This is a genomic window from Viridibacillus soli (genome assembly GCF_016612995.1).
In the GTDB taxonomy this organism is placed as follows: domain Bacteria; phylum Bacillota; class Bacilli; order Bacillales_A; family Planococcaceae; genus Viridibacillus; species Viridibacillus soli.
Map to the genome: position 1 here is coordinate 11,759 of NZ_JAEOAH010000023.1, position 13,551 is coordinate 25,309.

The 13,551-nt window shown below is 38.5% G+C and carries 9 protein-coding genes and 1 other annotated feature; of the genes, 5 read left to right on the plus strand and 4 right to left on the minus strand.

Going from position 1 to position 13,551, the window contains the following annotated elements; all coding sequences use genetic code 11:
- Window positions 1-1,090: 1,090 nt before the first annotated feature.
- Entirely contained in the window at window positions 1,091-2,356 is a 1,266-nt protein-coding gene (gene tyrS / locus JFL43_RS14470; protein WP_200749586.1) for a tyrosine--tRNA ligase, read from the minus strand.
- 47 nt (window positions 2,357-2,403) lie between these two features.
- Window positions 2,404-2,605: a binding site (T-box leader), on the minus strand.
- Window positions 2,606-2,763: 158 nt separating this feature from the next.
- Here tyrS and JFL43_RS14475 point away from each other — a divergent pair.
- From JFL43_RS14475 to JFL43_RS14490, 4 genes are all read left to right on the plus strand, one after another.
- Complete coding sequence (locus JFL43_RS14475; RefSeq protein ID WP_200749642.1) at window positions 2,764-5,409, plus strand: transglycosylase domain-containing protein; 2,646 nt, start codon at window positions 2,764-2,766, stop codon at window positions 5,407-5,409.
- Window positions 5,410-5,607: 198 nt separating this feature from the next.
- Window positions 5,608-6,240 (plus strand): GNAT family N-acetyltransferase, encoded by a 633-nt coding sequence (locus tag JFL43_RS14480; RefSeq protein WP_200749587.1) that lies wholly within the window; start codon window positions 5,608-5,610, stop codon window positions 6,238-6,240.
- A 26-nt stretch (window positions 6,241-6,266) separates the two neighbouring features.
- Window positions 6,267-6,914 carry an acetoin utilization AcuB family protein gene (locus JFL43_RS14485; RefSeq protein ID WP_200749588.1) on the plus strand — a complete coding sequence of 216 codons (648 nt, stop codon included), beginning with the start codon at window positions 6,267-6,269 and terminating at the stop codon, window positions 6,912-6,914.
- Complete coding sequence (locus JFL43_RS14490) at window positions 6,884-8,071, plus strand: acetoin utilization protein AcuC (RefSeq protein ID WP_200749589.1); 1,188 nt, start codon at window positions 6,884-6,886, stop codon at window positions 8,069-8,071. Before JFL43_RS14485 ends, JFL43_RS14490 begins: the two co-directional genes overlap by 31 nt.
- A gap of 71 nt (window positions 8,072-8,142) precedes the next feature.
- Here the strand turns inward: JFL43_RS14490 and ccpA are convergent, their stop codons facing one another.
- Window positions 8,143-9,141, minus strand: coding sequence for a catabolite control protein A (ccpA, locus tag JFL43_RS14495; RefSeq protein ID WP_100794554.1), 999 nt, complete (start codon window positions 9,139-9,141; stop codon window positions 8,143-8,145).
- A 105-nt stretch (window positions 9,142-9,246) separates the two neighbouring features.
- Entirely contained in the window at window positions 9,247-10,332 is a 1,086-nt protein-coding gene (locus tag JFL43_RS14500; protein ID WP_100794555.1) for a bifunctional 3-deoxy-7-phosphoheptulonate synthase/chorismate mutase, read from the minus strand.
- Between the two features lie 178 nt (window positions 10,333-10,510).
- Here JFL43_RS14500 and pilM point away from each other — a divergent pair, with 178 nt between their 5' ends.
- Window positions 10,511-12,673, plus strand: coding sequence for a pilus assembly protein PilM (pilM, locus tag JFL43_RS14505; protein ID WP_200749590.1), 2,163 nt, complete (start codon window positions 10,511-10,513; stop codon window positions 12,671-12,673).
- Window positions 12,674-12,945: 272 nt separating this feature from the next.
- On the opposite strand, the gene JFL43_RS14510 is transcribed toward pilM, so the two are convergent.
- Window positions 12,946-13,539 (minus strand): YtxH domain-containing protein, encoded by a 594-nt coding sequence (locus JFL43_RS14510; RefSeq protein WP_200749591.1) that lies wholly within the window; start codon window positions 13,537-13,539, stop codon window positions 12,946-12,948.
- Between the last annotated feature and the right edge of the window lie 12 nt (window positions 13,540-13,551).

Here is a 13,551-nt window from a genome sequence, read left to right on the forward strand (position 1 = left end):
AAATCGGTGATCTATATTTCCTTATTCCAATAAAAAAACCTACTCTGGATTCAGAGTAGGTTGATTTATAGAAACATACGCTCGAGTCATAACAACTGGGCTTCTCTCCCAGTCATTATAGTGGGCTCTCAGTCATCTAAGCTGAGCTTCCAGTCATTATAGTTGGGCTCTCAGTCATCTAAGCTAAGCTTCCAGTCATTATAGTTGGCTCTCAGTCATCTAAGCTGGGCTTCCAGTCATTACAGTTGGGCTCTCAGTCATCTAAGCTGGGCTTCCAGTCATTATAGTTGGGCTCTCAGTCATCTAAGCTAAGCTTCCAGTCATTACAGTTGGCTCTCAGTCATCTAAGCTGCTCTCCCAGTCATTATAGTTGGGCTCTCAGTCATCTAAGCTGAGCTTCCAGTCATTATAGTTGGGCTCTCAGTCATCTAAGCTGAGCTTCCAGTCATTATAGTTGGGCTCTCAGTCATCTAAGCTAAGCTTCCAGTCATTATAGTTGGCTCTCAGTCATCTAAGCTGGGCTTCCAGTCATTACAGTTGGGCTCTCAGTCATCTAAGCTGGGCTTCCAGTCATTATAGTTGGGCTCTCAGTCATCTAAGCTAAGCTTCCAGTCATTACAGTTGGCTCTCAGTCATCTAAGCTGCTCTCCCAGTCATTATAGTTGGGCTCTCAGTCATCTAAGCTGAGCTTCCAGTCATTATAGTTGGGCTCTCAGTCATCTAAGCTGAGCTTCCAGTCATTACAGTTGGGCTCTCAGTCATCTAAGCTGAGCTTCCAGTCATTACAGTTGGGCTCTCAGTCATCTAAGCTAAACGGGCGTCCTCAGCATTTAATCAACATATCCAGCTTCAGCGGCCAATCCCTCGAGGTCACTTCCGCTCTCTCGGACAAAAGCTGAAATGATGCTTTTGTTTCGAGAGCTACAGTGCTTGTCGGGATTGAACGGGCCGCTTCAGCATTTAATCAACATATCCAGCTTCAGGCGCTAGACTCTCGAGGTCACTTCCACTTTCTCGGACAAAAGCTGAAATGACGCCTTTGTTTCGAAAGTTCCAGTGCTTGTCGAGTCTAAACGAGCGCCTTCAGCATTTAGTTAAACTGCACCATATGGTATTTCTTTTTACCTCTTCGTACGATTGCGAATGCATCTTCTAGGCGGTCTTTGGCGTCTACAGTGTATGCTACATCTGTAATTTTTTCACCATTGATTGAGATGGCTCCGTTTGTTACGTCTTCACGGGCTTGACGTTTTGAAGATGAAATTTTTGCATCAACGATTAGATCTATGATGTTTTGATCTTCTTTTGTAATTTTTACTGAAGGCACACCGCTGAATGCAACTTTCATTTCCTCTACTGAAAGTGCTTTTAAATCACCAGAGAATAATGCTTCTGTAATGCGTATTGCTTGTTCTAAACCTTCTGCACCGTGGATGAGTTTAGTCATTTCAGCAGCTAATGCTTTTTGCGCTTTACGTAGATGTGGTTCAGCTTGCACAGCTGCATCTAGTACTTCAATTTCTTCACGTGATAGGAATGTGAAAATTTTCAAGTATTTTACTACGTCTGAGTCCGCTGCGTTAATCCAGAATTGATAGAACTCGTATGGAGATGTTTTGTCAGCATCTAACCAAACTGCTCCGCCCGCTGTTTTGCCGAATTTTGTACCGTCAGCTTTTGTTACGAGTGGAATAGTAATACCGAATGCTTTTGCTTCTTCGTTATGTGTTTTACGGATAACTTCTAAACCAGTCGTAATATTACCCCATTGGTCAGAACCGCCAACTTGTATACGGCAGTTTAAATTATCGTATAAGTGGTTGAAGTCGATACCTTGGATAATTGTGTATGCAAATTCAGTAAATGAAAGACCTGTATCAAGGCGAGATGAAATTGTATCTTTACCAAGCATGTAGTTTACATTGATTAATTTGCCATAGTCACGAAGGAACTCGATTGTATTCATAGAGCCAATCCAATCACGGTTGTTTGCAAGCTTGGCACCATTTGCTGAATTGAAATCAAAAATACGCTCTAATTGTTTTTTAATCCCTTGAACATTTTTCTCAACTTGTTCAACGGTTTGTAATTGGCGCTCTTCAGAACGTCCTGATGGATCACCAATCATACCAGTTGCGCCGCCGATTAAAAGAATTGGTTGGTGGCCTGCCAATTGGAATCTTCTTAAAGTAAGCAGTGGCACGATATGCCCAATATGCATACTATCTGCAGTTGGGTCAACGCCACAATACAAAGAAACAGATTCCTCGTTTAATAATTTTTGCATACCTTCAGCATCTGTTTGTTGGTACAGTAGGCCACGCCACTGTAAGTCTTCCAATAATAGATTTGTCATATTCCTTACCTCCTAATATAAATAAAAAAAGTCCCTGCATATAAATATGCAGGGACGTTAATCACAATTTAACGCGGTACCACCCAGCTTGAAGAAAAAATGATTCTTCCGGCTCAGACGTCTTAACGCGACGCTTACGTTCTCGCTCCAAATGTGTAATTCGTGTCCATACTGTGACTAGCTTTCACCAACCGCTAGCTCTCTATACAGGGAATATGTTCACTACTGCGCACTTTTCAACGCTCGAAAAACTATTAATGACTATTGTACTTCATTTGGATTCATTGTCAATAAATATTATTAGTCATAAATCAATTATGGTATAATTAACGAGATTTTAGGAGGTCGATTTAGTGATAGAAAAATTTAAACAATGGGTTGAAAAAATAGACAATCGCTTACAAGAAATGACTTCTATGAGATGGATGAAAACGGTTCGTATAACATCAAGCGTACTCTGGAATTTATGTTTATTATTCATCATATTAGGAGTTGTTGGTCTTGTATTCGTTGGATCTATTGGCTCTGGTTATTTCGCTTCTCTCGTAAAAGAAGAGCCCCTTCGAGCTAAAGCCGAAATGCGCAGCGATATTTTAACCTACGATGAAACTAGTGATCTCTACTTTGCAGGTGGAAAATATTTAGGCAAAATGCGTTCCGATTTAGAACGTCGTGAAATAACTTTAGAAAACGTGTCACCCAATGTTATTAATGCCGTACTAGCTACAGAGGATGAATACTTTTACGAGCATAACGGAATTGTACCGAAAGCTGTTGTCCGTGGATTATTACAAGATGTAACGAACTCTGCGACACAAACAGGTGGGTCAACGTTAACACAACAATTGATCAAAAACCAAATTTTAACGAATGAAGTTTCTTACGAACGTAAAGCGAAAGAATTGTTACTCGCAATACGTCTAGAAAATTTCATGAACAAAGATGAAATATTAGAAGCTTATTTAAATATTATTCCTTATGGTAGAAATGCTTCCGGACGTAATATTGCTGGTATCGAAACGGCTGCTGAAGGTATTTTCAATAAAAAAGCAAATAAACTAAATCTTGCTCAAGCTGCTTATATTGCAGGGATTCCACAATCTCCATATGCATATACACCTTTCACACAGCAAGGGAAACTTAAGGATAAAGACTCTTTACAGCTCGGTATTAACCGTATGAAAACTGTTTTATACCGTATGCATGAAACAGGCTATATAACGGATAAACAATATAACAAAGCATTGAAATATAATATTAAAAAGGATTTCCGTAAACCGGAACTTCGCCCTGAAGAAAAATATCCATATGTAACATATGAAATTGAAAGCCGTGCAAAAGATATAATGGCTACAATTTTAGCTAAAAAAGATGGCTTAGATCCAAAACGTTTAGAAAACGAAAAAAAATTAAAAGAGAAATATACAATATTAGCAGACCGTGAATTGCGATCAAAAGGATATAAGATTTACTCAACAATCGATAAGGCAATGTATGACAATATGCAAAAAGTAAAAGATAACTTTGCCTATTACGGTGCTACATTTAAAAAGACAGTTACAGATTCAGAGACTGGAAATAGTAAACAAGTTGATGTACCTGTCCAAGTAGGTAGTATTGTTATGGAAAACAAAACAGGTAAAATTTTAAGCTTTATTGGTGGTCGTGACTTTAAATTAGAAGAACTAAACCACGCTACACAAGCGAAGCGTTCGAATGGTTCCACAATGAAACCACTTCTAGTATACGCACCAGCAATTGAATACGGAGTAATTGGTGCGGGTAGCCCTGTAGTTGATGCGAAATTTAGCATCCCTGGATGGTCTCCGCAAAACTATACTACAAGTGATAACCGAGGTATTATTTCGGCACGTGAAGCTTTACAAGACTCACAGAACTTACCAGCAATCAGACTGTACAGCCAAATCATGAACCGTAGACCTGCTGATTTACTTGCCAAAAATGGCTTCTCAAATTTAGATGCGGATGATTATACAAACTACGCAACTTCAATCGGTGCACTTAAATACGGTGTCACAGTTGAAGAAAATACGAATGCCTTTGCGACTTTCGCTAACGGCGGTAAATTCGTAGATGGTTATATGATTTCTAAAATTGTCGACTCAGATGGCAAAACTGTGTATAAGCATAAATCAAAAGCTAAACAAGTATACAGTGCACAAACTTCATATATCATTACGGATATGATGCGTGATGTATTGAAAAAAGGTACAGGTATGCAAGCAAATGCTGGCTTGAAATTTAGTGCCGACTTCGCTGCTAAAACAGGTACATCACAAGAATATAACGACGTATGGTTAGTCGGATACAACCCTGATATTTCATTAGGTGTATGGATGGGTTACGATACACCACAGACACTTTACCAATACAATGAAACTTACTTGCAGCCAAGTACCCGAATTAATTTGTTATGGGCTAGACTGATGAACTCTGTTTATGATACAAACCCAAAATTAGCTACCGCTTCCGGCAAAAGCTTCACTGCCCCTTCAGGCGTAGTAAACCAAACCTTCTGTGGTTTTTCTGGAAGAGCATTATCATCAGCATGTTCAAAAGCTGGCTATACACGAACTGACTTATTCAACTCTTTAGTAATGTTACCGAATAGCCCCGATGATAGCTTTAACTCAAGTGGTGGCTTAAATAGTGATTTTATCTCTCGTATGTTAGGCACTCTAGGTGGCGATCCTTCAAGCCTTCTATCCGCTAAAGCAAGAGAACAACTTGAATCTGCTAACAAAACAGCTGATGAAAAGGATAAGGAAAAAGATACAGATAAAGACAAAAATAATCAACCTAATAGTAATAGCAACACAGATACGAATAAAGATAACAACCAACAAGCCAATACAGATAACAAAACACCTGCAACAGACAAAGACAAAGACAAAGATAAAGATAAAGATAAAGATAAAGTTAAGGATAAAGACGAGGATAAAGACAAAGATAAAGATAAAGTTAAAGACAAGGACAAAGATAAAAATACTAGTACAGGCTCTGAAAACACCGGTGCTAGTGGCAACAACTAATCCTTTAAAAAAGAGCATTCCTTTATATCGGGAATGCTCTTTTATTATGTCATTTATCTGCATTTCAATGATCTTATTTACAAAAAACTATACACTTAAAATTACGACACTAGACAAACTTTTTTCTCATTTATGTGATTATTCGCTTTTTCATTCATGTATAATTGAAATACAATATCTTAGTAAGGCGGTGAAATAATGGAATATGCTAAAACTTATTACGCTGTTAATATGAATACTAATTCAGGTCAAGTTGTAATTGAGGGGCCAGTTCCTCCTGAGCAATTAGAAAAATTAAAGTTTCATGAGGACTTAACTGCCTTTCGCGTTGCTAAACAACAATTTAAAGCGCTACTTGGAATTGCAAAATTACCTGAAGGTCGTATTATTATTGTTCGTAATGAGGATACCATCGTCGGTTATGCAACCTATTTGTATCCTGATCCATTAGAACGCTGGTCAGAAGGTAAAATGGCGAACCTAATCGAACTAGGAGCAATTGAAGTCATACCAGCATTTCGCGGTACAGGTGTAGGCAAACAAATACTTCGCGTATCTATGATGGATGACGCGATGGAGGATTACATCGTTATTACAACCGAATATTATTGGCACTGGGATTTGAAAAGAACTGGTTTGAATGTTTGGGAGTACCGTAAAATCATGGAGAAAATGATGAATGCAGGAGGTCTTGAGAATTTCGCCACAGACGAGCCCGAAATCTCTTCACACCCTGCGAACTGCTTAATGGCTCGTATCGGTAGCAGAGTTGATGCAGACTCAATTCAGAAATTTGATCAACTTCGATTTAAGAGCCGTTTCATGTACTAAACAACAAAACAAAGGGGATTTTGTCTATGATTGTTGAAGAAATCATGAATACAACCGTGTTCTCCCTACAGCCTTCCGACACGATTAAGGATGCTGTACAGTTACTAAAAAAAGAGCGCATTCGCCACTTACCTATTACAAATTCAGCTGGCGAAGTAATCGGACTTGTTACAGAAAGAGATATTAAAAATGCCCTTCCCTCTTCGCTACTCAAAATACACGACGAAGATATTTTTTACCAACCTTTAGAAAATATTATGACGAAGAACATTATTGTCGGGCATCCACTTGATTTTGTCGAGGAAATTGCCCTCATTTTTTATGAGCAGCGAATTGGTTGTTTACCCATCGTTAGTGCCGGTAAATTAGTCGGCATCGTAACGGGGACTGATTTACTGTATAACTACATTGAATTAACAGGAGCCAACAAACCAAGTTCACTTATTGAAATTCGTGTACCAGATGTCGTCGGTATTTTATTTGAAGTAACAAAAGTGTTCCACAAACATCGTGTGAGTGTTTTGAGTGTCTTAGTTTATCCAGATAAAGAGTTAGACAATATGAAAATACTATCTATTCGGGTGAAAATCATGAATCCTCTATCAATTATTGAGGATTTACGAAAAGAGGGGTTCGATGTGTTATGGCCAAATATGCCGGGCATGAATCTCTAACAAAGAACGCAGTGTTCGTCTACTCAGATAACCAACTTGGATATAAATTTTCAGACACTCACCCTTTTAACCAAAAAAGATTAACATTAACAGTTGATTTACTAAATGAACTTGGTGCTTTAAATAAAGATGATATCGTTGAACCACGTATTGCCACAGATGAAGAGATTCTGCTTGGTCACGACGCGAAGTATGTAGACATTATCAAAAAAGCTGGCCACGGCGAACTATCAAACGAGCAAGGTGAGCCATATGGCATTGGCACGGAGGATACACCAATCTTCCCCTTTATGCACGAAGCGAGTGCTCATATCGTTGGCGGAACATTAACTGCCTGCGATTATGTTATGCAAGATAAGGTTAAGCATGCCGCTAATCTAGGTGGGGGTCTACATCACGGCTTTAAAGGCCGTGCATCTGGTTTTTGCATTTATAATGATAGTACTGTAGCCATTAAGTATATGCAGCAAAAATACAATGCGAGAGTGCTCTATATCGATACAGATGCTCATCACGGTGACGGTGTACAATGGAGCTTCTACGACGACCCAAATGTGTGCACAATTTCTATTCATGAAACTGGTCGCTATTTATTTCCTGGCACTGGGAATGTGACAGAGAGAGGCACTGGTGAAGGACATGGTACATCATTTAACTTACCAATCGATGCTTTCACGGAAGATGAATCATTTTTGGATATTTATGAAACCGCTTTTCGAGAAATTGTCGCTCATTTCAAACCAGACGTGATTCTGACACAAAATGGTGCAGATGCACATTATTTCGATCCTTTAACACATCTTTATTGTTCGATGAAAATTTATAAAGAAATACCGCGTATTGCTCATGAGCTAGCGCATGAATTTTGTGATGGTCGTTGGATTGCAGTCGGTGGTGGTGGTTATGATATATGGCGAGTGGTGCCAAGAGCATGGTCACTAATTTGGACTGAAATGACTGATCAAAAAGCGCCAGATGGACCGCTTCCTGCTACCTGGTTGGAAAAATGGCAGCTTGAATCGCCCGTCACACTCATTCCAACTTGGATGGATCCAAATAATATGTATAATGATGTACCACGGAAAGCAGAAATTACTGAAAAAAATTATCAAATTTTAGAAAAAGCATTATATATGATTCGCTCTTCACAAAGTTAGGTGTACATAAAAAAGGATTGCTTCTACCATCATGTCTCATAACGGTGAAGCAATCCTTTTTTTAACTAAATTTATTTTACAGAATCGCGTTCTTCAATACGATGTGGAAGAATTACAATTTCCTTTTCTACCGTTTCTTTATTCATAAATTTCGTTAATAGACGCATTGAGACTGCTCCAATATCATACAGCGGTAATACAACACTCGTTAATTGAGGGCGTACCATACGTGCTAATTTAGAGTTTTCAAAGCTAATCACTTCGATATCTTCAGGCACTTTTTTACCTGCATCTTGTGCACCGTGAATAATCCCTATAGCTAGTTCATCACTACCTGCAAAAAAGGCTGTCGGTGCATTTTCAAGCTTGTTTAACTCTGACCAATCTTCGATACCGCTATCATATGAATCCTCAGCAGCAACAACAAGATTTTCATCTACTGCAATGCCAGCTTCGGCTAATGCTTTCTTATAACCAGCATACTTATAATTTTGATTAATCGTCGCAGTGAAAGGTCCAGATACGAAGGCAATTCGTGTATGACCATTTACGATAAGACGTTTAACCGCTTCATAAGCAGCTTGTAAATAATCAATATTGATAGACGGTATTATATTTGTTTCGTCAATAGAACCAGCCAGTACGATCGGTACAGGTGAATGACCCATTTTCTTTAATAAATCTCCTGTCACCTGATCGCTCATTAAAATGATGCCATCTACTTGCTTACCATACATATTATCTAATAGTTGTAGTTCCTTATCTTCTCTTTGGTCGGAATTCGATAAAATAATATTATAGCGATACATTGTCGCGATATCTTCAATACCTCTGGCAAGCTCTGCATAGAAGATATTAGAAATATCCGGAATAATAACGCCCACAGTCGTCGTTTTTTTACTTGCTAAGCCACGAGCAACCGCGTTTGGTCTGTATTCTAAGCGTTCAATTACATCAAGAACTTTTTTCCTAGTCGACGGCTTTACATTTGGATTGCCGTTGACGACACGTGAAACTGTCGCCATTGAAACATTTGCTTCACGTGCAACATCATAAATTGTAACGGTCACTTGATGACCCCCTTTTCTTTTCTTCTTTTCATGATACGACAGTTTACAAAGAATTTTCAACAAAAGAAAAGTGACGATTCAAGTAAATTGAACCGTCACCCCCTATTATGCGTGAATTTCGTAAGATTTCATGAACTTTTGAAGCGTTTCGTAGAATTCATCAAATTGCGGAATGCTCATTTGTTGTTGTGCATCCGATAATGCTACAGCTGGATCTGGGTGAACTTCTGCCATTACCCCATCTGCTCCAATAGCAATTGCAGCTTTAGCACAAGGTAATAGTAAATCACGGCGACCAGTTGAGTGCGTTACATCTACAAATACTGGTAAATGTGTTTCTTGTTTTAAAATTGGAACAGCTGAAATATCTAATGTGTTACGCGTCGCTCTTTCATATGTGCGAATACCGCGTTCGCAAAGAATAATTTGATCATTACCTTTTGAGATAATGTATTCAGCTGCATTGATGAACTCATCAATTGTTGCTGCTAAACCACGTTTTAATAATACTGGTTTATTGGTAGAACCTGCAGCTTTTAATAATTCGAAGTTTTGCATATTACGTGCACCGATTTGGATTACATCAATGTGATCTAACGCTTCATCCAAATGAGATGGTGTGACAATTTCAGAAACAACGGCTAAACCGAATTCTTTTGAAATTTGTTTTAAGATTTTCAAGCCCTCAAGACCTAAACCTTGGAAGTCATATGGTGATGTACGTGGTTTGTAAGCACCACCACGGATCATTTTCAATCCTTTAGATTGAATTGAAGCTGCAACTGCTGCAACTTGTTCATATGATTCAACAGCACATGGACCAAATACAAATGTTGGCTCCCCATTACCTATTGCTTCACCGTTAATATTAACGATTGTATCTTCTGGTTTGCGCTTACGAGATACGAGTAACTCTTTTTTATGATCTGTTTCTTGTAATTTTAAGGCTGATTTGAAAATTTCTTTAAAAATATGTTCAACCGTTCCTTGACTAAGTGGACCTTCATGATGTTCTTTTAACAGGTTCAACATATGTCTCTCACGAAGAGGATCATAACGATTAACACCTTGTTTTTCTTTAATTTTCCCGATTTCTTGTACTGCTTCAGCACGTTCGTTAATTAAACTTAAAATTTCAAGGTTTAATGCGTCTACGCGGTCACGTAATTGTTCTAAGTTTTGATGACTCATTGCGTTTCTCCTCGCTTCCTCGTATCAGGTACTTTCAGTAGACTGAAAACTATGATACATTTTTAGATATTAAGGCTATTATAATCAATATTTTTATAAAAGTCACGCAATTTTTCTTTAGCGCTTCAACGCAACGAAGTATGTGACTTTAAATTCATAAGAAAGGACGTGGCAAAACGTGCCGTCTAAACTGTTTGCATTAGATATTGGTACCCGCTCGGTTGTAGGTATTATTTTAGAAGAACAAGGTGAAAAATTCCACGTAGTCGATTTAATGATTGAAGAACATAAAGAACGTGCCATGGTAGATGGTCAAATACATAATGTATTACATGTAGCTTCTTTAATCGAGAAAATTAAAACGCAGCTTGAAGAAAAGCATGGCCCACTTCATAAAGTGAGTGTAGCTGCTGCTGGTCGCGCATTAAAAACCGAACAAGCTTCTGTGACAATTAATATAAAAAATCGACCTGCTTTCTCTGAAGATGATATTAGCCGTCTAGAATTAGCTGCTGTTCAACAAGCACAACAGCAATTATTACAACATAAAGAAAAAAATAATATGAGCCATTATTATTGTGTCGGTTATTCTGTTTTATATTACCGATTAGACCATGAAGAAATTGGCAGTTTAATCGATCAACAAGGCGAAGAAGCATCTGTTGAAGTCATTGCTACCTTTTTACCTCGAGTCGTTGTTGAATCACTGCTAGCGGCCCTTAAACGTGCAGGCTTAGAGATGGAAGCATTAACACTTGAACCGATCGCAGCTATCAATGCTTTAATCCCACCCACGATGCGTCGATTAAATATCGCTCTAGTTGATATTGGTGCAGGTACGTCAGATATTGCCATTACAGATAAAAGTACAGTTGTAGCTTACGGTATGGTGCCTACAGCTGGAGATGAAATTACAGAAGCTTTAAGTGATCATTATTTACTCGATTTTCCGATTGCTGAAAAGGCTAAAAGAGAAATGGCTACACAAGACGAGATTAATATTAAAGACATACTTGGCTTCGATCAGTTCTTCCAGCGCTCTGAAATTATGGAGAACATACTCCCTGCAGTCGTTCAACTCGCTACTGCTATCGGCTCTGAAGTTTTACGATTGAATAATAATGTTGCACCAAAAGCCGTTTTACTCGTTGGTGGTGGAAGCTTAACACCCGATTTAACGAAAGAACTATGCAAGGTTTTAGAATTACCGGAAAATCGCGTAGCAGTTCGCGGTATCGATGCCATTCAACAGCTTACAAGAGAAGATCATGTTCCGGCATCTCCTGAGCTCGTTACACCAATAGGTATTGCCATTGCCGCCAAACGAGCGCCTATCAAATACATGACCGTTGAAGTAAATAAGCAAGTCATTCGGCTTTTCGAATTAAAAGAAATGACGGTTTCAGATTCATTACTTGCAGCAAATGTGTTAGCTACAAGGTTATACGGTAAACCAGGCTTAGCCCTTTCGATTACAGTGAACGACCAAGATATCCATATACCAGGTGGCCACGGTAGCCCAACAGAAATTTTCGTCAACGGAGAAAAAACTACCACCAAACATCCCATCCAAAATGGTGATATCATCGAGTTAAATGAAGGTCAAAACGGTGCACCTGCTACCGCTTTAGTTAAAGATATACTAGATGACGCCGGGATGAAAAAAGTCTATATCCAAGACCGTGAATACGAAATCAAACCGAAAATAACCATTAACGGACAAACGGTTTCAATGGATACAGAGTTAAAGGATCGCGACCAGATCGCATTTGAAACTGCTGATACAATTGAAGAACTTTTGAACTGGACCGACAATAAAGACATTTTAAAACAGTTAATACCATTCACACTATATATCGATAATAAGCCTGTTCACTTCCCAGAATTCTCGAATAGTCTTATGTTAAATAGTCATCCAACAAAACTTCATTATGCTATGAAAAACGATGATCGCTTAACTATCCAGATGCATGCATTACCGACTGTTGAGGTAATTGCCAAGCGCCTTGACATGCGTATAGAGGATCAGATGATTGTCACTTTCCAAGATGAAACATTAGAAATGACTAAAATTTGTATGGAAGTTTATATAAATGGGGAAATTGCTCGTAAAACAGACGTTTTAACGAATGGAGCCAAAGTTCAATTTGTCTCAAAGGATCCAAGAAACTGGATTTACCAAGATGTGTTCCGTTTTTCCAATTGGCAACTACCTACGAACTTTAAAGGCTCCTTCTCTATTTTACGGAATGATACGCCTTCCAAATTCGATGCAGAGATTTTCGGTGGCGATAAACTTTCTATAACTTTAAACAAAGTAGAACTACAAATGAATGATTAAATAACAGAACAAAAGCGCAGAGCGCCCGTTAACACCAGACAACATTTGTGAACCCTCACGTATTGTCACTTTTTGACTTCGCAGGAGATTTCGAAGTGACTCCTTGACGAGAGCGATCAGAGCTAGAGGTAGTCGATACCTTGCAATAAGGATATCCAAAATGCAAGATGTTATAATTTCCTTATCAAAAAAGCTGTCTCAAAAGTTTTAATTACAAACTTTGAGACAGCTTCTTTATTACGCTTCAATATACTAAGTATATGAATGCTTTATTAGCTTTTTTTAGCTACTTCAGTTTTCGCTTCTTGTGTTACTGCTTCTACTACTTCCACAGCTTCCTCAAGAGCTAAACTTACAGCTGTTGGCTCATTGTCTTCAGCTTCATATTCCGCAATAGTTTTTTCCATTGTTTCCATAATATCTAAAGGCTCTTCGCCTTCAAAAGAGACCGTACCATCATCCAATGGCTGAGACGTTTTAGACTTGATTGATTTAACTTTATCAACAAGTTGCCCTGATTGCTCTTGAAGCGTTTTTGAAATTTGAACTGATTTTTCCTTCGCAGTTGAAGAAAACTCAATACTTTTATCTTTCAATTGGCTAGCTTGTGTTGCCACATTATCGCGCAACTCTTTACCTGTTTTAGGAGCTAAGAATAACGCTGTAGCAGCCCCAACAATACCACCTACAAATGCACCAATAACGAAGTCTTTTACATTTACATTTGATTCGTCATAAAGAGATTCCGTTCTGTGTTCATATGGTTGTGGTAAATAAGCCTTATCTACCGGATTTTCAATTCCTTGATTGCCATAAACATCATAATTATTTCTCACATCTTTGTAATTCGGCTTTTGTTCTGACATACTAGCGCCTCC

Excerpts from the sequence above, each read along its gene's own strand:
- tyrS (WP_200749586.1), bottom strand. The coding sequence starts at position 2,356 with ATGACAAATCTATTATTGGAAGACTTACAGTGGCGTGGCCTACTGTAC.
- JFL43_RS14490 (WP_200749589.1), top strand. The coding sequence starts at position 6,884 with ATGGCCAAATATGCCGGGCATGAATCTCTAACAAAGAACGCAGTGTTC.
- JFL43_RS14485 (WP_200749588.1), top strand. The coding sequence starts at position 6,267 with ATGATTGTTGAAGAAATCATGAATACAACCGTGTTCTCCCTACAGCCT.
- JFL43_RS14500 (WP_100794555.1), bottom strand. The coding sequence starts at position 10,332 with ATGAGTCATCAAAACTTAGAACAATTACGTGACCGCGTAGACGCATTA.
- JFL43_RS14510 (WP_200749591.1), bottom strand. The coding sequence starts at position 13,539 with ATGTCAGAACAAAAGCCGAATTACAAAGATGTGAGAAATAATTATGAT.
- JFL43_RS14475 (WP_200749642.1), top strand. The coding sequence starts at position 2,764 with ATGACTTCTATGAGATGGATGAAAACGGTTCGTATAACATCAAGCGTA.
- JFL43_RS14480 (WP_200749587.1), top strand. The coding sequence starts at position 5,608 with ATGGAATATGCTAAAACTTATTACGCTGTTAATATGAATACTAATTCA.